Source organism: Lampropedia hyalina DSM 16112 (assembly GCF_900129055.1).
GTDB lineage: Bacteria > Pseudomonadota > Gammaproteobacteria > Burkholderiales > Burkholderiaceae_C > Lampropedia > Lampropedia hyalina.
Genome location: NZ_FQUZ01000045.1, coordinates 1 through 20872 on the forward strand (window position 1 = coordinate 1; position 20872 = coordinate 20872).

At 59.4% G+C, this 20872-nt stretch carries 21 protein-coding genes and 1 riboswitch; of the genes, 9 read left to right on the plus strand and 12 right to left on the minus strand.

Translation table 11 applies throughout. The features are described from left to right. From BUE21_RS13375 to BUE21_RS13385, 3 genes are all read left to right on the plus strand, one after another. A partial coding sequence (locus BUE21_RS13375; protein ID WP_200796724.1) for a transposase occupies nt 1-296 on the plus strand: 296 nt, incomplete at its 5' end. 58 nt (nt 297-354) lie between these two features. Next, a riboswitch (cobalamin riboswitch) is annotated at nt 355-601 on the plus strand. A 340-nt stretch (nt 602-941) separates the two neighbouring features. After that, on the plus strand, nt 942-3344 hold the full coding sequence (locus tag BUE21_RS13380; protein WP_084523325.1) for a TonB-dependent receptor: 2403 nt from the start codon (nt 942-944) through the stop codon (nt 3342-3344). A gap of 89 nt (nt 3345-3433) precedes the next feature. Next, the gene (locus BUE21_RS13385) at nt 3434-3736 is read left to right on the plus strand and encodes a hypothetical protein (RefSeq protein WP_143164543.1); all 303 of its coding nucleotides are present in this window, start codon (nt 3434-3436) and stop codon (nt 3734-3736) included. A gap of 97 nt (nt 3737-3833) precedes the next feature. Here BUE21_RS13385 and mltA read toward each other — a convergent pair whose 3' ends face one another. Then, nucleotides 3834-5018: a murein transglycosylase A gene (gene mltA / locus BUE21_RS13390; RefSeq protein ID WP_084523326.1), complete on the minus strand. Its 1185-nt coding sequence runs from the start codon at nt 5016-5018 to the stop codon at nt 3834-3836. 329 nt (nt 5019-5347) lie between these two features. Between mltA and BUE21_RS13395 the strand changes: the two genes are divergently transcribed. Beyond that, nucleotides 5348-5989: a YiaD family glycine zipper/OmpA-like lipoprotein gene (locus tag BUE21_RS13395; protein WP_073357154.1), complete on the plus strand. Its 642-nt coding sequence runs from the start codon at nt 5348-5350 to the stop codon at nt 5987-5989. A gap of 298 nt (nt 5990-6287) precedes the next feature. On the opposite strand, the gene BUE21_RS13400 is transcribed toward BUE21_RS13395, so the two are convergent. The 3 genes from BUE21_RS13400 to BUE21_RS13410 form a co-directional block, all read right to left on the minus strand. Continuing rightward, the gene (locus BUE21_RS13400) at nt 6288-7058 is read right to left on the minus strand and encodes a ferredoxin--NADP reductase (protein WP_073357155.1); all 771 of its coding nucleotides are present in this window, start codon (nt 7056-7058) and stop codon (nt 6288-6290) included. 149 nt (nt 7059-7207) lie between these two features. Beyond that, on the minus strand, nt 7208-8167 hold the full coding sequence (gene gshB / locus BUE21_RS13405) for a glutathione synthase (protein ID WP_073357156.1): 960 nt from the start codon (nt 8165-8167) through the stop codon (nt 7208-7210). A gap of 45 nt (nt 8168-8212) precedes the next feature. Beyond that, nucleotides 8213-9100 (minus strand): YicC/YloC family endoribonuclease, encoded by an 888-nt coding sequence (locus BUE21_RS13410; RefSeq protein WP_327069247.1) that lies wholly within the window; start codon nt 9098-9100, stop codon nt 8213-8215. Nucleotides 9101-9287: 187 nt separating this feature from the next. Here BUE21_RS13410 and BUE21_RS13415 point away from each other — a divergent pair, with 187 nt between their 5' ends. The 4 genes from BUE21_RS13415 to BUE21_RS13430 all read left to right on the plus strand — a co-directional run bounded on the left by BUE21_RS13415 (nt 9288) and on the right by BUE21_RS13430 (nt 12608). After that, nucleotides 9288-10271 carry a serine/threonine protein kinase gene (locus tag BUE21_RS13415; RefSeq protein WP_073357158.1) on the plus strand — a complete coding sequence of 328 codons (984 nt, stop codon included), beginning with the start codon at nt 9288-9290 and terminating at the stop codon, nt 10269-10271. Between the two features lie 13 nt (nt 10272-10284). Then, nucleotides 10285-11184, plus strand: a complete 900-nt coding sequence (locus BUE21_RS13420) for a PP2C family protein-serine/threonine phosphatase (RefSeq protein ID WP_073357159.1) — start codon at nt 10285-10287, stop codon at nt 11182-11184. A gap of 75 nt (nt 11185-11259) precedes the next feature. Beyond that, on the plus strand, nt 11260-11994 hold the full coding sequence (rph, locus tag BUE21_RS13425; protein WP_073357160.1) for a ribonuclease PH: 735 nt from the start codon (nt 11260-11262) through the stop codon (nt 11992-11994). 2 nt (nt 11995-11996) lie between these two features. Continuing rightward, nucleotides 11997-12608: a non-canonical purine NTP pyrophosphatase gene (locus tag BUE21_RS13430; protein WP_073357169.1), complete on the plus strand. Its 612-nt coding sequence runs from the start codon at nt 11997-11999 to the stop codon at nt 12606-12608. Between the two features lie 20 nt (nt 12609-12628). Here BUE21_RS13430 and BUE21_RS13435 read toward each other — a convergent pair whose 3' ends face one another. From BUE21_RS13435 to BUE21_RS13470, 8 genes are all read right to left on the minus strand, one after another. Beyond that, the gene (locus tag BUE21_RS13435; RefSeq protein WP_073357161.1) at nt 12629-13582 is read right to left on the minus strand and encodes a LysR family transcriptional regulator; all 954 of its coding nucleotides are present in this window, start codon (nt 13580-13582) and stop codon (nt 12629-12631) included. Nucleotides 13583-13658: 76 nt separating this feature from the next. Next, nucleotides 13659-13955, minus strand: coding sequence for a BTH_I0359 family protein (locus BUE21_RS13440; RefSeq protein ID WP_073357162.1), 297 nt, complete (start codon nt 13953-13955; stop codon nt 13659-13661). A gap of 196 nt (nt 13956-14151) precedes the next feature. Beyond that, nucleotides 14152-14940 carry a DUF3108 domain-containing protein gene (locus tag BUE21_RS13445; protein ID WP_073357163.1) on the minus strand — a complete coding sequence of 263 codons (789 nt, stop codon included), beginning with the start codon at nt 14938-14940 and terminating at the stop codon, nt 14152-14154. Between the two features lie 200 nt (nt 14941-15140). Beyond that, a complete protein-coding gene (locus BUE21_RS13450; RefSeq protein ID WP_073357164.1) occupies nt 15141-16550 on the minus strand; it encodes a GntP family permease in 1410 nt (469 codons plus the stop codon). A 555-nt stretch (nt 16551-17105) separates the two neighbouring features. Then, nucleotides 17106-18017, minus strand: coding sequence for a LysR family transcriptional regulator (locus tag BUE21_RS13455; RefSeq protein ID WP_073357165.1), 912 nt, complete (start codon nt 18015-18017; stop codon nt 17106-17108). Nucleotides 18018-18038: 21 nt separating this feature from the next. Next, complete coding sequence (locus tag BUE21_RS13460) at nt 18039-18629, minus strand: DUF924 family protein (protein WP_084523330.1); 591 nt, start codon at nt 18627-18629, stop codon at nt 18039-18041. Between the two features lie 83 nt (nt 18630-18712). Further along, nucleotides 18713-19486: an SDR family oxidoreductase gene (locus BUE21_RS13465; RefSeq protein ID WP_073357166.1), complete on the minus strand. Its 774-nt coding sequence runs from the start codon at nt 19484-19486 to the stop codon at nt 18713-18715. 131 nt (nt 19487-19617) lie between these two features. After that, nucleotides 19618-20382, minus strand: coding sequence for a bestrophin family protein (locus tag BUE21_RS13470; protein WP_084523328.1), 765 nt, complete (start codon nt 20380-20382; stop codon nt 19618-19620). Nucleotides 20383-20451: 69 nt separating this feature from the next. On the opposite strand from BUE21_RS13470, the gene BUE21_RS13475 reads away from it, so the two are divergent. Next, nucleotides 20452-20751: a transposase gene (locus BUE21_RS13475; RefSeq protein ID WP_143164522.1), complete on the plus strand. Its 300-nt coding sequence runs from the start codon at nt 20452-20454 to the stop codon at nt 20749-20751. Nucleotides 20752-20872 lie beyond the last annotated feature (121 nt).

Below are 20872 nucleotides of genomic sequence, written 5' to 3' on the forward strand. Positions count from 1 at the left end.
GCAAGGTGTTTCTGATCCTGGACAACCTGGGTGTGCATCACTGCAAGCCGGTCAAGGCGTGGCTGGCCGAGCACGTTGATGCAATCGAGGTGTTCTACCTGCCCAGCTACAGCCCGGAGCTCAACCCCGACGAGCGCTTGAATGCAGAGCTCAAGCACGTGATCGCCAGCAAGGTGCCCGCACGCACCAAGGCCAAACTGCGCGTTGTCACCAACGAGCACATGTCCCAACTGGAGCAGCAGCCCGAGCGCGTCAAAGCTTACTTCCGAGACCCACGAATCAAATACGCGGCTTGAGACTATTTGAGGGCCGGATCAATAAGTAAGGTCTGCAAAACCCGTTGCGCGGCGATGCGCCCAGTGGCAGGATGCGGGCTTACCGCAAGAGTTTTGCAGACCTTCCTTAAAAGGGAACACGGTCAAGGTCTTTCAGAGACCCCCAAGCCGAGGCTGTCCCTGCAACTGTGAGCGGCGAATGCCCCTGTACCGGCGGACGGAATCATCCGGGCCGCAGCCACTGGACACATCATCCTGTCCGGGAAGGCCGTGCAAGGGCGTGGTGACCCGCAAGCCAGGAGACCTGCCAGTGCCTGTCGCTCTTGGGAAGATCTGCAAAACTCTTGCGGTAAGCCCGCGCCTGCCAGTGGAATGCAGCGCAAGGCGGCTTCTATGGTCAATAGCGGTGCTATTGACCACAAAAGCCAACGCGGCGATGCGTCCAGTGGCAGGATGCGGGCGGCGCAACGGGTTTTGCAGACCTTCCCTGGCCTTTGCCCAGGGGTTGGCGAAGGCGCGGACATGTCCGTCTGGGCGACGCACGAAGCGGCTGGGGCCGCATCGGTTCGCGTGGCAGATGTCGGCATCCGTCCGTCCTTGCGTTCCGACCGTTCGTGACGGCACGCCCCAGCCTGAACAATTGACGCCATTGTTTGGGTTCCCATCATGAAGATAAACTGTATATCGGCCGCCGTTGCCGTGCTTTGCACCGCCATGTCTGCGGCTGCCGTCCATGCGCAGACTGCAACGCAGAAAACCACACAGACCGAAGAAAAGCAGGCCCCGCAGGCCAATGAGCTGGCGGAAGTCGTCGTTACCGGAAGCCGCGAGGAACTGCGCGAAGTGCTCTCGCCCGATGTGGTCTCGGTGGTGTACCCCGACGATGTCAAGGGCGAGCACAAATCCATCCCCGATCTGCTCGACCAGATTCCCGGCGTCTATGTGCGCAGCCTTGGCGGCAGCGGCCACTACACCACGGCCAGCATTCGCGGCGCGGCTCCCAGCCAGGTGAACATCTACATCGATGGTGTGCCGCTGAACACCGCCAGCGACACGGCGGGCGACCTCTCCACCCTGCCCATCTCCAACGTCGAGCGCGTGGAAGTGTACCGGGGCGTAACCCCGGCGCGCTTTTCCGGTGCGCCCATTGGCGGGGCCATCAACATCGTCACCAAAAAGCCCACCACTTTCAGCGGCAGCGTTTCGGTGGGCTTCAAAAGCTTTGGCGGGCGGCAGCAAAGTGCCAACCTGAACGTGCCGCTGGCCGGCGGCCATCTGCTCATCGGCCTGGACAATGATCGCAGCAAGGGGGACTTCAAATACACGGATTACAACGTGGAAGGTCTGAGCAACATCGTGTGGTCAGACGGCACTCGCCTGGGCGAGGGGTGGGACTACAGTCACTTTGGAAATCGTCCCTACCATCATGTAACTGGCGAAATAATTCCCGCCCAGCGCACCCGCCAGAACAACCGCTCGGAAAAGCAGAATGCCCTGCTCAAGTGGCAAAACCAGAATTTCGTGTTCAAGTACGCCCGCACCGACATGGAGCGCGACGTGCCTGACGGCATCCCTAGTCATACAGCATTTAATCAACACTATCAGGATTTGCCCTGGACTTCTTACACCACGCAGTTTGGCCAAGCGGTCGTGGAAAAAGGCCAACGCAACCGCAAGCGGCAAAACGTGCTCCAGCAGGAGGCCGTGGCGGGCTGGAACGACAGCTTTGGCAACCTGGGGCTGGCCGCCAATCTGACCTGGCTGGACCGCGACCAGGACTTTCGCAATCTGGATATCAACACCCCCAACGCCCGCATGGGATCAAGCTGGTCAAGCTACGACTCCACGCGCAAGGGCATCTCCACCGATGCCACCTACACGCTCAACACCAGCAGCCTGAACCACCAGATCGAAGTCCATGCCGAGCGTTACTGGGAGAACCTGCGCACGGACATGAACAACCGCAACCCCAACTCGGAGCTGATTCAGGACTACAGCCGCATCAAAACCAACTTGCAGGTGCAGAACACCATCACCATCCCGGCACTGGGTGATCTGCAAGTGACCCCCATCTTCCGGGTCGAGAAACTGGCAGGCCCCATCATCGGCAACCGCTGGACCTGGAAAGACCCCAATGGCGGCCCTTCTGGCGACTACAACTGGGCGCGCACCGGCAGCCTGAGCCTGAAAAAGCACTTCGCCAGCGGCTGGCAGGCGTTTGGCAGCTATGGCAACTACATTCGCTACCCCGGCTTTTACGAAATCTATGGCAATGGCCTGGGCCTGGTGAGCCGCACGGACAGTACAGGCGGCGTCATACCGATGGTGCCGGAAAAAGGCCGCAACCTGGACATGGGGCTGGGCTGGGACGGCCGCCTGGGCGAACAGCTCACCGGGGGCTTTCGCGCCACGGTGTTCCAGCGCGAGTCGGTCAATGAAATCGCCCTCTACAGCGTGCCGATTGCGGCAGGCTACGTCAATACCGGCCACACGCGCACCCGTGGGCTGGAGCTGGAAGGCAAGCTGTCCTGGAGTCGGCGTGCCGACCTGATCTTTGCCATCACCCGGCAAGCCGGTGAATACACCGATGACGATGGCTATTACTACTATGGCGGCCAAAGCTCGACGCAACGCTATCCCGGCGAGAAGGCGCGCACCCTCAACGCCCCGCAACTGGCGGCCAATGCGCGGCTGAACCTGCATTTTCTGGACGGCGACCTGAGCACCTTCATCGAAGGCACCCACATCGGGCGTATTTACCGGGATGTCAAAACCTGGGAGAACCCGCTGAACACCATCAACCTGGGTGCGCACTACCGCTTTGCCAAGGGCTGGAAACTGTCGCTGGGCGTGAACGACGTGTTCAACAAAGGGCCTGAGCAAACACGGGACAGGAATTCGAGCAGTGTTACCAGCACGCTGAGATGTTCGAGTGGAGATCAATGGGATTGTTTTGATGAGCCAGATAAATATCATTGGATTCCCACGGAAACCGTCCAACTGAAACACAACGTCAACCATCCACAGCAGGGGCGCACTTATTACATGACGCTCAATTACAACTTTTGAACTGAATACCGGCATGGCAACTTCCGGTGCCTGGTGAACGCCAGGTGAAAAGGGGCTGAACTCAACTTCAACTTCTCAAGGAGAGAAAAATGGCTACAACCTATACAGCCTATAGCGTTTATTACTATGACTATAACCAGGAGCCAGCTGTTGGATACGGTATGGCAGGGCGCATTCGAGACAATGGCAGCACTGCGGCAGCCAGTCCGAATTTGCAAACCGGCCTGAATGGCGACCCCAAAGTGGAAGGCTTTATCAGTGGCAGCGACCTGCGCATTGCGGTAACGCAATACGATTACATCAACGAGCCGCCAGTGGCACAGCCCGTAAAAGTCTATAACGCCATCAACCCCGCATCGCCCGCACCCGTCACCCAGACCTGGGCCAAGTGATCGTGCAGTCGATTAGAACCCCTATGAAAAAAGCGGATTGCATTTCTGGCAATCCGCTTTTTTCATGGGGTATCAACCACCTCAGCCCTCGGGGGCTTCAGGGCAATGCAACATTCTTGGGCCAGAACGTCCACAGATACAGGTCTTGCTTGACACGGCCAGCCACATTGCCTGCTTCCTCACCCCAGCCGGCAAAGTAATCGGCGCGCACCGCACCGACGATGGCACTGCCGGTATCCTGCGCCAGCACCAGGCGTTTTTCATTCAGGGTGGCTCCGGCGGTCATCAGCCACACCGGCGTGCCATACGGAATGCTGCGCCGATCCACGGCAATGGAACGCTGGGGCGTCAGAGGCACGCCCTGTGCCCCACGCGGGCCATTGGCCTGTTCATGGGCAGGCAGTGCCTCCTCCTTGAAGAACACATAGCGGGGGTTGCTCCAGAGCATTTCCTGCACGCGGCCAGGGTTGTTGCGCACCCATTGCTTGATGCCGGGCCAGCTCGCATCCCGGATGAGATCGCGGTCCAGCAACCAGCGGCCAATGCTCTTGTAGGGCTGGTTGTTGGTGCCGGCAAAGGCCACGCGCACCTGCACGACGCGGCCATCGGGTTCGCGCAGATTCAGACGGCCAGAGCCTTGGATATGCAGCACCATGGCATCTACCGGGTCTTTCAGCCAGGCAATCTCGCGGCCCTGCAGAAACGGCTGGACGCTGGCAGAGCCTTCGATCTGCTCGCGGGTGAACCATTCGCCCACACCCTTGTAGCCTGTGGGCAGGCGATACAGCGGCACATTGAAGCCATTGCCCGGCCTGCGGGCGGCATCCATCACGGGTTCGTAATACGACGTGAGCATGCCCACCGCATTGCCATCGTTCTTGCGCACCAGATAGGGTTGCAGGGCATTGCGCATCCAGGCCTTTTTCTCGGCATCGCTCGCTTTTGTCAGTTGGCGCACCTGGGTGCAGACAGACAGCCAGTTTGAAGTTGCACGCTCACAGCTGTGCATCCAGGCAGGCCAGGCATCGGAGAGATTGTCTGCATCGAAGCCGGGCAGATCGCTCCAGGGCACGGGTGTCCAGAGGCTGGCCTCGCGGTTCACGCTGGGGCCAATCGGGTTGCTTTCCAGGCGCGGCAGGCTGCTGACCGGGTGCAGGGTATCGGGCGCGCGGGGCGGTTTGGACGAACAGCCAGCCAGTATGGCCAGCAGGGACAACAGCAGCGCAAGGGAAAGGCGGCTGGAGAACAGGGTGGAAAAGGAAAGTGGCTTGGGGCTTGTCATTGTGAAACGCAGTGGCAATCTGGGAAAAGATTTGTCGCAAGCTGCGGCGACGGATGCTGTGTACGATAAAAACACACAGCTTTCTATTCTTTCAGGATTCGGCACCTGCCACAAGAGAAGCACCCCCAAAGTGCTGTGATAAATTCAAACGGGCACCCAGCCAGCAACCATCGGAGAAAGCCGCATGGCGTAACGGACAAAATGCACGATACTGTGAATCTGCCGCTTGATCCTGTCAGGCAGAATCCGGGGGCTTGCGCATTCGATGCGGCTGGTGCCGTTCCGCGTCACGCGAAGCCCGATTGTTTGAATGATTGAAGGAGATTCAGATGAAATTTTCCCCATTTGCCATTGCAGGCATTGCCGCAGCCAGTCTGGTACTGTCCGGATGTGCCACCATGTCCGATACCCAGCGCACTACCGCCACCGGCGCGGGCATTGGCGCAGTCGTTGGCGCGATTGCCGGAGACGGCAAGGGTGCGGCCATTGGCGCGACCCTGGGCGGGCTGGGTGGCTATGTCTGGTCGCAGCGCATGGAACGCCAGCGTGCCGAGGTGGAAAACGCCATGGCCAACACCGGCGTGGTCGTGACGCAGACGGAAGACAACCGGCTGAAGCTGGATATTCCCAGCGACATCTCGTTCGACACCAACCGCGCCGACATCAAGGCCCAGTTCGCCCCGCTGCTCGATCAGTTCGCCTACAGCCTGAGAAACAACCCGAACACGGACGTGTACATCATCGGCCACACCGACAGCACCGGCAACGACGGCATCAACAACCCGCTGTCGCAACGTCGTGCCGACAGCACCCGCCAGTATCTGGTGAGCCAGGGCGTGGCACCGCAACGCATCCAGACAGCAGGCCGTGGTTCTTATGAACCCGTCGCCACCAACAACACACCCGAAGGCCGTTCGCGCAACCGCCGTGTGGAAATTTTCGTGGGTGAACGCCAGCAAGGCGGCCAATAATCAGGCTTGTCTGCCCCCACACAGGGCAGCCCTTGTGAGAATGTAAACACATTCTGAAAAATAAAAATGCCAAACCGCCCGTCCTGCACACGCAGGCGGGCGGTTTGGCATGGGACAGCGCAAGCTAGGGAAGGTCTGCAAAACCCTTGCGGTAAGCCCGCGCCCGCCAGTGGGATGCAGCGCAAGGCGGATTTTACGGTCAATAGTGGGGCTATTGACCGTAAAAGCCAACGCAGCGATGCGCCCAGTGGCGGGATGCGGGCGGCGCAACGGGTTTTGCAGACCTTCCCTAAAGGGCTTACTTTTCCGCGAAGGCGCGTTCAATCACGAACTCGCCCGGCGTGGAGGTATTGCCTTCCTCAAAGCCACGCTTCTCGAACAGTTCCTTGAGGTCGGCCAGCATGTGCGGACTGCCGCAGATCATGATGCGGTCGTCGCGGCTGATTTCAGGCACACCCAGATCGCTGAACAGCTTGCCGCTTTCGATCAGCGTGGTGATGCGCCCCTGGTTGCGGAATTCCTCGCGCGTGACGGTGGGGTAGTACAGCAGCTTGCCCTTGACGTATTCGCCCAGAATCTCGTGCTCTGGCAATTCCTTCTCGATGAGGTTCTGATAAGCGAGTTCATTGACGAAGCGGGTGCCATGCACCAGGATGACCTGCTCGAACTTCTCGTAGGTTTCCGGGTCGCGGATGGTGCTCAGAAACGGAGCCAGCCCGGTGCCGGTGGACAGCAGATACAGGCGTTTGCCCGGCAGGAGGTAATCGATCAGCAGCGTGCCCGTGGGTTTGCGCCCCACCAGCAGGGTATCGCCGGGCTGAATGTGTTGCAGGCGCGAGGTCAGCGGGCCGTCGGGCACCTTGATGCTGAAGAATTCCAGCTCTTCCTCGTAGTTGGCACTGGCAATGCTGTAGGCCCGCAGCAGCGGCTTGCCATTGACGCGCAGGCCAATCATGGTGAAATGGCCATTGGAGAAGCGCAGCGAAGGATCGCGCGTGGTTTTGAAACTGAACAATGTGTCGTTCCAGTGGTGGATGGACAGCACTTTTTCTTCGTTGAATGCGCTCATAGACGATGGAATGAAATCAAAAACAGAAGGATGGATGGGATTTGGCTGCAAATGCTGGCTGGAGGAACCCACCACCGGAGATTACCGGTATGGTCGGCTATTCTCACCGAAGTCTTAGATGATTTTCGGTATAAGCAACTTTGAGGGAATCAGCGGGCCGCCACGCGCCGCTCCAGCGCGTCCAGGTACATGGCCGCCACATCGAAACCGGTCTGGCGGGTGATTTCCTGAAATCCCGTGGGGCTGGTGACATTGATCTCGGTGACGAAGTCGCCAATGATGTCCAGCCCCACCAGCAGCAGGCCGCGCTGCGCCAGCACAGGCCCCAGTGCGGCGGCAATCTCGCGGTCGCGCGCACTCAATGGCTGGGCCACGGCCTTGCCGCCCACCGCCATGTTGCCGCGAATCTCGTTGCCCTGCGGAATGCGTGCCAGCGCGTGGGGCACGACTTCGCCATCGATCAGCAACACCCGCTTGTCGCCCTTCACAATATCGGGAATATAGCGTTGCACCATCACCGAAGTCTGGCCCTGCTGGTTCAGGGTTTCGATGATGCTGCCCAGATTCAGGCCATCCGCTCCCACCCGGAAAATGCCCATGCCGCCCATGCCATCCAGCGGCTTGAGGATGATGTCGCCGTGTTCGGCATGAAACGCACGGATGCGCTGCGCGCTGCGCGTGACCAGTGTCGGGCCAATGAAAGCGGCAAACTCCAGGATGTCGAGTTTTTCCGGGTGCTCGCGCAGACTGGCCGGGCGATTGAAGACCCGGCCCCCTTCACGCTCCACCTGGGTCAGCAGGTGGGTGGTGTAGAAAAATTCGCTGTCGAAAGGCGGGTCCTTGCGCATCAACACGGCATCGAAGTGCGACAGTGCCTCTTCACCCTCGGTCAGCACCTGCCACCAGGGCTGGCCTTCCTGCGGGGCATCCAGCAGCGCAATGGTGCGCACGGGAGCCGTCACCAGGCCGCCACGCAACCAGAAAATCTCCTGCGGCTCACACACGGCCACAGTGTGCCCGCGCCGCTGGGCTTCGCGCATCATCACATAGGTGGTGTCTTTGTGGATTTTGAAGGTTTCGATGGGATCGACCACAAACAGCAGGCGCATGGATGGCTTTCTCGAATAAGGAATGGTGTAAGAACGTGTCTCGACTTACTCGATATTCTGCACCTGCTCGCGCATCTGCTCGATCAGCACTTTCATATCCATGCTGATGCGTGTGAGTTCCAGGCTGGTGGACTTGCTGCCCAAGGTGTTGGCCTCGCGGTGCAGCTCCTGCACCATGAAGTCCAGACGCTTGCCCAGTTCACCGCCTTTTGTCAGCAGGCTTTCCACTTCGTCGAGGTGGGCGTTGAGACGGCCCAGCTCTTCGGCCACGTCGATGCGAATGGCAAAGGCAGTGGCTTCGGCCAGGGCACGCTCCTGCATGGCCTCTGTGATCTGGGCGGCCTTGGCTGTGCCCAAGGCTTCGTTCCAGCGCAACAGGAAACGCTCGCGCTGTTGCTCCACGGCCTGGGGAATCAAGGGCGCAGCCTGTGCCGCCAGGGTGCGCAACTGGCCCAGATTGTTTTGCAGCAAGAGCACCAGCCGCTGTCCTTCTTTCTCACGCGCATTCTGGAGTTTCTTCAAGGCTTGCATGGCAAGAGCCTGCAACGGCTCCCAGGCTGGGGCCGAGGAGGAATCTCCGGTGTCGGCCCCACCGCCCAAGCGCAGAATGTCGGCCACGCTCAGCTCGCGTGCATGGGGAAGCCAGGCCTTGACTTGCTCCTGGGCCGTGGCCAATTGGGACAGGCGTGGTGCCGATGGGACGGCAATCGCCTGATTGGATGCGTGGGTGCTGAAGATGCGGATTTCCAGCTTGCCCCGTTTGATGCCGCTGGTGACAAGCTGACGCAGGGCGGCTTCGTGCACGCGCAGGGTATCGGGAATCTTGAAGGTGATGTCGAGGAAGCGGCTATTGACCGAACGCACCTCCAGCCCCCAGGCGCAAGAATGTCCAGCAGGAGGGGCGTTGTCCTGCACTGCCGCGAATCCTGTCATGCTGTAAACTGCCATGTGTTTGTCCCATTTTTAAAGAGTGTGTATCTTGCATCGTGCCAGGCCGATGCCCCAAATGCTTGATTATCGGTGGGTGCTGCCATACACACACCGATTCGGCCTGCCAGGGACCGTGTTTTGTGGCATTCTCTGCCGATCGTCGGCCCTGCGGTCACACACTCCCTGCCTTATGCCCAACAAACCCAAACCCGCTCCCTTGCCCCCCAATACGGTTGTGGGAGGATACCGGGTGCTGCACCGCATTTCATCGGGAGGGTTCGGTGTGGTCTATTCCGCATTGGATGAATATGGCCAGGCCGTGGCCATCAAGGAATTCTTGCCCGCATCGCTGGTCTCGCGTGAACCCGGTCAGTTGATCCCCATAGTGGCTCCCGAAAAGCTGGCCTTGTACCGGCTGGGACTGAAAAGTTTTTTCGAGGAAGGCCGCTCGCTGGCGCAGATTTCCCACGAATCCGTGGTGAGCGTGTTCAATTTCTTCGAGGAAAACGAAACCGTCTACATGGTGATGAACCATTTGATGGGAGCGACCTTGCAGGAATTCATCGTCACGGCACGCCATCCCAACAGCCGCAAGGTGTTCCGGGAGCCGACCATCCGCTCGCTGTTCGACGAAGTGCTGCATGGCCTGCGCATCGTGCACCAGCACAAGATGCTGCACCTGGACATCAAGCCCGCCAACATCTTCATCACCGATGACGACAAGGCCGTGCTGATTGACTTCGGCGCGGCACGCGAGGTGCTGTCCAAGGAAGGCAATTTCGTGCGCCCGATGTACACGCCCGGCTTTGCCGCCCCGGAAATGTACAAGCGCGATCTGGCCCTGGGCCCCTGGACGGACATCTATGCCATTGGTGCCTGCATCTATGCCTGCATGCTCGGCGTGCCGCCCCACGATGTGCCACAGCGCAGAGAAAACGACCGATTGGGCCTGGCGTTGAGCCGCGTCAGAAAAGTATATTCAGAGAATCTGATTCAAGTGGTAGAGTGGTGCATGTCCATGGATCCTCTGGCTCGACCACAGTCGGTATTTGCATTACAGCGAGAACTGCTACGCGATGCGCATTTGGCTCACCCCTCGCTGTCTATTTCTGAAAAAGTTCGGATGCAACTGGATGCACTGTGGTCGTCTGCACGCCACAAAAAAACCGATTGAAACAGGTGCTCTGATGAAATTCTCTGTTTGCCAGCAAAGCCATCAGGGAGGGCGTCGCCTGAACGAAGATGCCATGTCCTATCGCCAGACCCCGGAGGCCATTCTGCTGGTCGTGGCCGATGGCATGGGAGGCCACCCTCTGGGTGAAGTGGCCGCTGGCATTGCCATCCAAACCGTGGTGTCACTGTTTGAAGCCCAGGCCAAACCCGTATTGGACGATGTATCGCTCTTTCTGGAAGTCGCGCTGCTGTCCGCCCACCGACAGATTCTGCGCTACGCGATTGACCGTGGCATGGCCGATGCACCCCGCACCACCCTGGTGGCTGCCGTGGTTCAGCAAGGTCAGGTGGAATGGATTCATTGTGGAGATTCACGCTTTTATCTGTTTCGCAACCAGGCCGTGCTGACACGCACACGGGATCACTCCTATGCACAATTGCGCGACTCGGTGATCCCAGACATGACAAAGGTGGGCCTTCATGTGCTGTTCACCTGCCTGGGTTCGCCTTCACGCCCGATTTATGACATCGGTACGCCAGAAGTCCTGCACCCAAACGACCGCTTGCTGCTGTGCTCAGACGGACTGTGGGGAACATTGGACGACGAGACCCTTGCCCAGCAGGTATTTCAGGGGACACTGCAAGAGGCCGTCGCACAAATGGTGGAGGATGCTTTTCATGCAGCCGGAAAATCCAGCGACAATATCACCGCTGTGGCACTGGACTGGCAAGAGCCACGAAAAGCCGCAGCGGACAACAACTCCAGCCAGACAGCCCTTGATCTGGCCAACCTTGTCCCTGCCGACACCCTGAAGACCCTGCCCCCCACCGAGACCATGCCGCCACTGCTGGACGATGCCGACATTGAACGCAGCCTGCGTGACATTGGCCAAGCCCTGCAAAAACCCTTGTGAGCCGATCATTGCGCATACAGCCAGACCGATGCGCATGGGATTTTCGCTCTCGTTTTTTCTGAACCCGAACACTCCATGAACCAGCCATTCTCCCGTCCCCAGGGCCGTGCCCTCGACGCACTGCGCCCCGTGCGCATCGAACGCCACTACACCATCCATGCCGAGGGATCGGTGCTGGTTTCGTTCGGCAATACCAAAGTGCTGTGTACGGCATCGGTGGAAGAACGCGTTCCGCCCCACCAGCGTGGCACCGGGCAAGGCTGGGTCACCGCCGAATACGGCATGCTGCCCCGCTCCACCCACACCCGCAGCAGCCGCGAAGCGGCCAAAGGCAAGCAAAGCGGGCGCACCCAGGAAATCCAACGCCTGATTGGCCGCTCCCTGCGGGCCGTATTCGACCTGAAGGCATTGGGCGAACGCACCATCCAGCTCGACTGCGACGTGCTGCAAGCCGACGGCGGCACCCGCACCGCCGCCATCACCGGAGCCTATGTGGCCGCCCGCGATGCCGTGGACTGGCTGTTGCGCCAGGGCCTGTTGAGCCAAAGCCCTTTGACAGGCTCGGTGGCGGCGATTTCGGTCGGCATCGTACAGGGCACGCCCGTGCTGGACCTCGAATACGAGGAAGACGTGGCCTGCGATACCGACATGAACATCGTCATGACCGATGCGGGCCAATTCATCGAAGTCCAGGGCACGGCAGAAGGCGTGAGCTTTTCGCGCGACGAGATGGCACAACTGCTGGACCTGGCAGAAAAAGGCATTCGGGAATTGACGCACCTGCAACACCAGGCACTGGCAGGCAGATGACCATGCGCATCGTTCTGGCCTCCAACAACGCCGGCAAACTCCACGAACTGGGAGCCTTGTTTCAGCCACTGGGCATCGAACTGATTCCCCAAGGGCAACTGCTGCAAGGCGAAGCCCCGGAGCCATTCCACACCTTTGTGGAAAACGCCCTCTCCAAGGCCCGGTTCGCCGCAAAACACACCGGACTGCCCAGCATTGCCGACGATGCGGGCCTGTGCGTCGATGCCTTTGGTGGGCTGCCGGGCGTACAAACCGCCTTCTACGCCACCCAGTTCGGCTACCCCAAGGACGACTGGCACAATGTGCAAGCCCTGCTGGAGCAATTGAAACCCCACAGCAACCGCCACGCCAGCATGGTCAGTACGCTGGTGGGAGTGCGGCATCCACAAGACCCACAACCCTTGATCGCCGTAGGCCGCGTGCAGGTACAGATTGCCCCGGAACGCAAAGGCGACAAAGGCTTCGGATTCGACCCGGTGCTGTGGCTGCCCGAATTGCAGAAAACCTTCGCCGAACTGCCGGAAGACGTGAAGAACCGCTACAGCCACCGGGGCCGTGCTGCGGCCACCATGCGCGAACTGGTGCGCGAGCACTGGCTGCCATCGCATCGCTGAGAGGCTCGCCCAGAACGCATTTAGGCAGGCCCGACCTGCACCTCCACGAGACTGGCGTGGCTGCTGCGACCGGGCAGATGCGCTCCCAGATAATCCAGGAAACTGCGCACGGCTGGAGCCATGCCGCGACGTGTCGGAAAGACCGCGTGGACAATTCCCGGTGGCAGATTCCATTGTGGCAACAAGCGCACCAACCGCCCCGAACGAATGTCGGGCACACACATATAGTCGGGCAGCCAGCACCAGCCCGTGCCCGCCAGCGCGGCAAAGCGCAGCGTCATCAAATCGTTGGCAATGTAGCGCGGCTGATGGTGCAACACTTCACGCACCCCATCGTCGTCCACCAGTGTCACACTGACCTTGCCCAGGGTGCCCGGCTCCATCGCAATGCTGGGTATCTGCGCCAATTGCTGCAACACCTCTGGCGTTCCATACTGTCTCAACAGCACAGGGCTGGCCACCAGGAAAGTTCTGGAAACATCCAGCTTCTTCACCACGCAACTTGCGCTGTCATCGAGCGACTGGCGAATGCGCAACGCCACATCCACGCCCTCTTCCACCACATTCACCACCCGGTTGCTGACCTGCAATTCCAGTTGCACCTGCGGATGCAGCAACAGAAAATCGGGAATCAACTCGCCCACGACGGATTGGGCCAGTGTCACCGGACAGCTCACACGCACCACTCCCTTGGGCACGGCCTGTGCATCGGCCACGGCCTCCGACGCAGCCTTGACCGCATCCCGCACAGCCTGACAGTGGCGCAGAAAACTCTCACCCGCACTGGTCAGGGAAAGGCTGCGGGTGGTGCGCTGCAACAGCCGCACACCCATCTGCTCTTCCAGCATGGCAATCCGACGCGACAGGCGCGAGCGCGGAATATCCAGCAACCGCCCCGCAGCGGCAAAGCCCCCACGCTCCACCACTTCGGCAAAGAAAATCATGTCGGACGGGTCGGGCTGTGTGTGGGGCATGGGCAACGTGAAGGAATGGCGCAGGGAAAATCAATCCATCCGGATCAAAGAAAGTGCAAACGGCAGCGGTGTCGCATCAGTGAATCACTACGGGCTGCTGGGCCAAGCCCGTGTAGCTGTCCAACGTGTCTTCCACCTCTTCCTGGGTGGGCGTGTTGCGCTGCCATTCCTGAATCTGGGCGTGGAAAATCTCTGCCCAGCTTCCGTCCAGGTACACCTTGCGCTTGGTGCGTTTATCGACGATTTCAAAACCATGGCGCACCAGGGAATATGCGCTTTCCGACTGGCCTGACAACGGCGCGGCAGGCATGCCGCCCATGTCCTGCTGCATGTGGACGACAGAAAACAACTCGGAGTCATACAAGGTATTCATCGAGTCCTCCGTGGGAAGTGGCTCACGGTGCAAGGATATGGGCGTGCTGGCGGATTTCAAGTCGTGGATTTCTTTCTGTAAGCTGCAAGGTCAAACCCATGTCGGGTTTCCAGTATGCCGCAAATCCTGCCCATGGCAGGACAACTGATGCAGGAGCGCGACAAGTGCTGTGCTGTGTGGGCACACCGGGCGTTGGTCAAGGCACCGCACGCGTATGTTTTTGCAGGCGCAAGTCCAGTGCGTCGCCATCGTCCTCACGCACGGCAATGCGCACTGGCAGATACTGCATGGAGGGGGACAGCCAGATCTCTGCCGTCTGGTCATCGGCCTTGCGAGGCAGGCGACGCAGTTTCACCGTATCCATGGCTCCAGCCGACAATGACAGCGTTTCGGTGCCAACCACTTCAAACGTCCAATAGTCCTGCTTGTTGAAGCTGACGGTGGGAATCTTGACCTGTTTACCTGCAACGAATGTCTGGGGCTGGGCGGCCACCAGAGAGGCAAGCTGGAAAAAGACACTGAGCCGGTCTTGCGAGTCGGCGGGAATGGGCGTTGCCGTCTGGGCCTGGTGATACACCACCGTGTGCGCTGCCGGATCAAAGCGCAGGATGCGGTTGCGGCGGCTGTCCTCGAAGGTTTCGGGTTGCAGATGCAATAGGCCGATGCGCCCGCTGCTGGTCTGGGAGCGTGCGCCCAGCAACGGCATCCGAACCTGCTGGAAGGCACGGTAGCGGCCATTGCCAGCAGTCCATTCGATCTGCGCCGTGGCACTGTAGGCGATGCCGCTGACCTTGCCCTTGACATCGAACACCATCTGCGTGGAAGGCGGCGGCTGAATCTGCATGTCCTGTGCCGCTGCGGTAGAAGCAGATGCCGTGCCATGCCAGCCCCACAAGGCAACTGCCACCGCACCGGCCGACAATCCGGCACGAATCCAGGCTCTGTAGGATGGGCTGGAGGAATGGATGGAAGCAGCAGTATTCATGGAAAACAAGAGTTGGGTTCAGGGAATGAAAACGGCGGCACACAACATACCGCAATGAGCATGAGAGCCAGCCAACTGGCAAAAAATTCCCGCCTTCGCGTCACCATTGTGGGCTCACCAGTGAGGCAGCATGGCAAGGAGTGGGCCATTCATCCACCAGCCTGCGGGTTTTGGCCACAGACCGGTCACTATCACTACGTTCAGAAACTGCCAAACAAGGTACCCAGCAGGATCACCACCACCAGCGCGGTGATCGGGAACATCAGCGTTACCGCAGCGATGTTCAGGTACGACTGCCGATGGGTCAGCTTGCAGATGGACAACAGGGTGATGATGGCTCCACAGTGCGGCAGGGTATCGAAACCACCGGCAGACATCACGGCCACCCGGTGCAGCAATTCCGGGCTGATGCCCGCCTGCTGCGCCAGGGCCAGATAATCCGCTCCCAGGGTTTGCAGCGCAATACTCAAACCACCGGATGAGGAGCCGGTGATGCCGGCCAGCACATTCATGGCCACCGCCTCGGAAATGAGCGGATTGTCGGACACATTCAGCACCGCATCCCGAATCAGCACAAAGCCTGCCAGGCTGGCAATCACCGCGCCATAGCCGACTTCGGATGCCGTATTGAACAATGGCAGCATGAAGCCGAACACCCCTTGGTTGATCGTCTCCTTCAGGTTGCGCCAGTGCCCCAGTCGCATCACCACCAGTACCGTACAGGCCACCACCAGCGAGATAATCAAGGCCCACAACCCCGTCGAACGGCCTGGGTTCACCGCCGGAAAACGTTCGGTGACGGCACTGAAGTCCGTGGCAGGGAAGACGATGTAGGTGAACAGGGCATTCACGCCCACCACGAGCACCAGTGGCAGCAAGGCCAGCAACAGCGGCAAACGCACAAAACGTGCGTCATCGGCATCCGCGCCCGCATGGGGCTGCGACCCGCCCTCATCCGGATGCTCGCCGTAGCCTTCACGACTCTGCCTAGCCTTGGCCACACGCTGGTTCAGCCACCACAGGCCACCGCCCAGCATGATTGCCGATGCAATCAGGCCCAGACCGGGAGCAGCAAACACATTGGTGCCGAAATAGGGAATCGGAATGGCGTTCTGGATGGCCGGGGTTCCCGGCATCGCCGTCATGGTGAACGTGAAGGAACCCAGCGCAATGGCTGCGGGAATCAGCCGCTTGGGAATATCCGCCTCACGAAACAGATCGCGGGCAATCGGATAAATCGCAAATGCCACCACGAACAGGGATACGCCACCGTAGGTCAGCAAGGCACAGGCCAGCACCACGGTGGCCACGGCATGACGCGCCCCCAGTTTGTCCACAATCCACTGCGAGAGTGTCGCCGCTGCTCCCGAATCGGCCATCAGGCGACCGAACAAGGCTCCCAGCAAAAAAATCGGCAGGAACTGCAACACATAATTGCCCAGTGCCGTCATGAACGTGCCCGTGTAAATGGGCAGGAAATAAGTGATTTCCCCTGACAGCAGCACGGCCAGAGCCGCCATCAACGGAGCCAGCAACAGCACCGTCACGCCGCGATAGGCAAAATACATCAAGAGAAGCAACGACACCACAATCGCCAACATACTCGCCATGAAAGTCTCCTTGAATTGTTAGAACGTGTTTACGATCTTAGGGCGTGTCATGCAGGCAAGCAGACGGTGCACCATGCCTGAAAGCAGGAGCAATCACATGGGACGACCTTTCTTTCTGCAAGGCATTCACCGGCCGCAAACGCCCAAACATTGTAAGCGGCTGGTCTTTCTTGGCCTGACAAGGCCCTTCGAGACCGCCTGGGTCACCAAGCTGTCATCGGCAACACCATGACTTCGGAAAATATCTGGTACCGCCGTTTTTACCGATCTGCCATTCCACCATGCGGCTAGGGCGTGTCATCATGTAGATTCGCCCCCGCGTTGGAGTCCAAAAAGGCTGTGAGCAAGGCGCAAAACGCAGCAAGGCTTCATGCCTTGCGAGGCTTTGCAACGCCGCGCACGGCCTTTTTGGGCCCAACCCTTCGGGCCAGTGCGCCCCGACAGGCCACTCGTCGTTGCACACCTTGCCCGTATCGACATACGGGCGGCGGCGTGCGCCTAGATTGGCCTGTCGGGGCGCACTGGCGCGGGGGCGAATCTACATGATGACACGCCCTAGGCCACCACATGAGGATTCAGCAAACCTTGCAACCATTCGATAAAAACGGCCAGACGGCTTGAATATTGCCTCCGGTGCGGATACAAGGCCGTGACATTCACGGGCTGTGGCAACCAGTCCGGCAGAACCTCCACCAATTCGCCACGCGCCAACAACTCCTGTACATCGTAGCGAGGCACCTGTATCAAGCCCAAGCCCGCACGACAGCAGGCCAGATAGGTTTCTGCGTTATTGACGACCACCGCGCTCGGAACATCCAGGCCACACACGGCCCCGCTGGCATCCAGATACTCCCAGGGCAAGACCCGCCCGGAAGAAGGCGAAGCATACCCGACGGTGCGATGCAGCGATAAATCATCCAGTGCGACCGGGATGCCATGCGCGTGCAGGTACGCCGGGCTGGCACAGTTCACCATGCGCAAGGCACCCAGGGGTCTGGCCACCAGACTGCTGTCTGCCACCGCGCCGATACGGATGACGCAGTCAATCCCTTCCTGCACCAGATTGGCACTGCGGTCACTCGAACCCAGTACCAACTGCATGTGTGGATAGCGTTTCAGCCACATCGGCAAGGCAGGCACCACCAGCTTGCGTGCGATCCGACTGGGAACTTCCACCTGCAAACGTCCGGCCACCTGATGCGCCTGGGGGGCAAACATACATTCAATGCCATCGGCATCCAGCAGCAGCGGACGCAAACGCTCCAGCAGCTGCTCTCCGTCCGGGGTGAGGCTGACTTGCCGGGTAGTCCGGTGCAGCAAGCGCGTGCCCAACTGGGTTTCCAGCCGCCGCACCACGGTGGAAACTGTGGCCCGTGGCAACCCAAGGGCATCGGCGGCACGGGTGAAACTCCCCCTGTCTGCCACCTGCATGAAAATCCGGTACTGTTCCAGACGGTCTGTGGACATGCCAATGTACAGGCTGCGCCGTCAGCCTGCAAAACCACCCTGGGCGAGGAACGCCAGCTCCGGCGGCGTACTCTCGCGCCCCAGTATGGGATTGCGGTGGGGGAAACGTCCAAACCGGCGGATCACCTCCTCGTGCTCCAGAGCATGGTGCAGGAAAGGCTCGCCAAGACTTCGGTTGTATTGCACCGCTTTGGCCTGATCGTGGGGATTCTCGGCATGCGACAGAGGCAAGTAGCAAAAGAGGCGCAAGTCCTGTGGCAATTGCGCATCCATGCCTGCATTCAGCATCTGGTGGGCCAGCTCAAGCGCGAGCGTATCGCTGGCATACATGCGGGGCGTACCGCGAAACGCATTGCGCGGAAACTGGTCGAGCAAAATCAGCAACGCCAATGCCGCCTGTGGAGTAGTCCGCCAGTCATCCAGCAAACCGACCACGGCCGCCTCATGCAGAGACAGAAACCGATCGTGAAACTCGGCATCAAAACGTGGGTTCTTGCTGAACCAATGTCCCTGCAAACCAGCTTCCTGCCAAAAATGCAGCAAATCCAGTGCCTCTGGTGACACTGGCCTGGGCTTGGCAATCGCAGAGTCGGTTTTGTTGATGGCGCACATGGATGGCATCTCCTCAATGGCGGGAAGGCAAAGCCATTGTAAATCCATGTGGAATCACACCCTGCTGGCCCATACCCTGATGTTTACTTGGTGGTATAGCCACCATTGATCAGAATGGTCTGTCCCGTAATCCACCAACCGTCGGTTGCAAGGTGGCGGATGAAAGGCACGACATCTTCAATATGCGTCAAACCCGTGGGACTGAATGCCGACAAAGCCGCCGCAGTCTTGTGGTAAGCCACGGCTTCAGGGCCTTCCGCAGGATAGAAAAACGGCGTATCCATCGGGCCTGGCCCTACTGCCGTGACCGAAATACCGCGCGCCCCGAATTCCTTGGCTGCCGCACGGGTGTAGTGTTCCACGGGAGCCTTATTGCCCGCATATGCCGCATAAAACGGAGTGAATGCCCCCAACAAGGAAGAAGCCAGTGTGATGACCTTGCCGTGGTCGGCCACCTGCTTGCCGGCCTCCCGAAGGAACAGAAAAGCTGTTTTGTTATTGACGGCATTCATGTCGTCAAATTCCGTTTCGGTAATTTCCACGATGGGCTTCTTCAGCACCTTGCCCACGGTATTGATGGCCACATCAATCTGGCCGAATCGGGCACGGGCATCGGCAAACAATTGCTCGGTCGCAGCTCCCGTGGCCAGATTCGCCTGAAGCGCGAGAGCCTCAGCCCCCAATGCCTGCACGGCCGCCACCGTGGCATCGGCCTGCGCCTTGCTGGAATCGCTGTGGTAATGCACGACCACCGCTTTTGCACCCTGTGCCGCAAAATCCCACGCAATCAGGCCACCGAGGTTTTTGCCACCTCCCGCAATCAGAACCACCTTGCCCTGAAGGGAATGATTTGCCATGTCTATCTCCCATGAAATGATGAAACTGCGGGAAGTATAAAAACCCTGGGCATGGCAATAAATCCATACAGATGGAATGAAGTATTCAGAAAGAACCAACAATCACCACCATCTTCAGCAGGCTCCCCCAGTCAGTGCAGCACAAAGTTCCTGACCTGAGGCTGTGCCGTACGAGGCGGCTCATCCAGCATCTCCAGCAGCGTGGATTCAATCATGTAGGACATGCCCTCCAGTGCCAGATCGTTGGCCTCCATGCCAAACGGATCTTCCAGTTCTGCCCCCAATGCTTCCAACGCAAAAAAAGTGTAGGCAATGAAACACACAATCACGGGGGTCATGAAGCCAATGCTGTCCACCAGACCAAATGGCAACCAAAAGCAATACAGATAAATGCTGCGGTGGATGATGACGGAATAAGTGAATGGAATAGGCGTACTGGCAATACGCTCACCCCCTCCCAGGGCATTGCTCAGTTGTTCCAGCGGGCGTTGCAGTGCAGGCACAATCACCGGCGCAATCTGCCCTTGCCGCAACCGCTGCCCCAGCCATTCATCGGCCAGCAACAATGCCACGGATGCAGGAAAACGCGCCTGGGTCACTCGCTCACATTCCCCTGGCGACAGGAACATGGCCACATCGCCACGGGCATCCGTGGCACGCAACTGATGCTTGAGCGCGTGAACAAAAACACATAAGCGATAAACCAGTGGCCGGGCCTGCGCTGAATCGCTGGTGAGACTCAAGGCCTGGCGGGTCAGGGTTCTCGTATGCGTCAGCACCATACCCCACAGAGTGCGGGCCTCCCAGTAGCGCGCATAGGCCGTACTGTTACGAAAACCCAGAAAAATCGCCAATGTAATGCCGATGAGTGAAAACGGCACAAAATTCAGCGGAATCTTTGTGCTGGTCTAATTCTCGTGGACACCTCGATAAGGGAAGATCATCAACCCGAGGAGTCAACACACATGACACGCCGAACCCGTAGAAACTTCGATCCGACCTTCAAGCTGCAGGTCGTGCAAATGATCCGAGACCAAGGCCTGAGCGTAGGCCAGGTCTGCCGCGACCTGGAGCTAGTCGACAGTGCTGTGCGCCGCTGGCTGCGGCAGTACGATGCCGAGCAGGCTGGCCAGCCGGGCCAGGGCAAGCCGCTGACCGCCGAGCAGCAGCGCATTCGCCAGTTGGAGACAGAGAACCAACGCCTGCGTGAGGATGTCTCCATCCTAAAAAAGGCATCGGCCTTCTTCGCTCGGGAACTGAAGTGATCCAGCAGATGATCAATCAGTGGCAGGAGAAGGCCCAAATCACCCAACTGTGCAGACTGCTGGGGGTGAGCCGCTCGGGGCTGTATGCCGCTAGAAAGCACCGCTTGACTGCCAAGCCATG

Bases quoted from the DNA above. Each gene is read 5' to 3' on its own strand.
- BUE21_RS13380 (WP_084523325.1), top strand. From the start codon at position 942: ATGAAGATAAACTGTATATCGGCCGCCGTTGCCGTGCTTTGCACCGCC.
- BUE21_RS13385 (WP_143164543.1), top strand. From the start codon at position 3,434: ATGGCTACAACCTATACAGCCTATAGCGTTTATTACTATGACTATAAC.
- mltA (WP_084523326.1), bottom strand. From the start codon at position 5,018: ATGACAAGCCCCAAGCCACTTTCCTTTTCCACCCTGTTCTCCAGCCGC.
- BUE21_RS13395 (WP_073357154.1), top strand. From the start codon at position 5,348: ATGAAATTTTCCCCATTTGCCATTGCAGGCATTGCCGCAGCCAGTCTG.
- BUE21_RS13400 (WP_073357155.1), bottom strand. From the start codon at position 7,058: ATGAGCGCATTCAACGAAGAAAAAGTGCTGTCCATCCACCACTGGAAC.
- gshB (WP_073357156.1), bottom strand. From the start codon at position 8,167: ATGCGCCTGCTGTTTGTGGTCGATCCCATCGAAACCTTCAAAATCCAC.
- BUE21_RS13410 (WP_327069247.1), bottom strand. From the start codon at position 9,100: ATGACAGGATTCGCGGCAGTGCAGGACAACGCCCCTCCTGCTGGACAT.
- BUE21_RS13415 (WP_073357158.1), top strand. From the start codon at position 9,288: ATGCCCAACAAACCCAAACCCGCTCCCTTGCCCCCCAATACGGTTGTG.
- BUE21_RS13420 (WP_073357159.1), top strand. From the start codon at position 10,285: ATGAAATTCTCTGTTTGCCAGCAAAGCCATCAGGGAGGGCGTCGCCTG.
- rph (WP_073357160.1), top strand. From the start codon at position 11,260: ATGAACCAGCCATTCTCCCGTCCCCAGGGCCGTGCCCTCGACGCACTG.
- BUE21_RS13430 (WP_073357169.1), top strand. From the start codon at position 11,997: ATGCGCATCGTTCTGGCCTCCAACAACGCCGGCAAACTCCACGAACTG.
- BUE21_RS13435 (WP_073357161.1), bottom strand. From the start codon at position 13,582: ATGCCCCACACACAGCCCGACCCGTCCGACATGATTTTCTTTGCCGAA.
- BUE21_RS13440 (WP_073357162.1), bottom strand. From the start codon at position 13,955: ATGAATACCTTGTATGACTCCGAGTTGTTTTCTGTCGTCCACATGCAG.
- BUE21_RS13445 (WP_073357163.1), bottom strand. From the start codon at position 14,940: ATGAATACTGCTGCTTCCATCCATTCCTCCAGCCCATCCTACAGAGCC.
- BUE21_RS13450 (WP_073357164.1), bottom strand. From the start codon at position 16,550: ATGGCGAGTATGTTGGCGATTGTGGTGTCGTTGCTTCTCTTGATGTAT.
- BUE21_RS13455 (WP_073357165.1), bottom strand. From the start codon at position 18,017: ATGTCCACAGACCGTCTGGAACAGTACCGGATTTTCATGCAGGTGGCA.
- BUE21_RS13460 (WP_084523330.1), bottom strand. From the start codon at position 18,629: ATGTGCGCCATCAACAAAACCGACTCTGCGATTGCCAAGCCCAGGCCA.
- BUE21_RS13465 (WP_073357166.1), bottom strand. From the start codon at position 19,486: ATGGCAAATCATTCCCTTCAGGGCAAGGTGGTTCTGATTGCGGGAGGT.
- BUE21_RS13475 (WP_143164522.1), top strand. From the start codon at position 20,452: ATGACACGCCGAACCCGTAGAAACTTCGATCCGACCTTCAAGCTGCAG.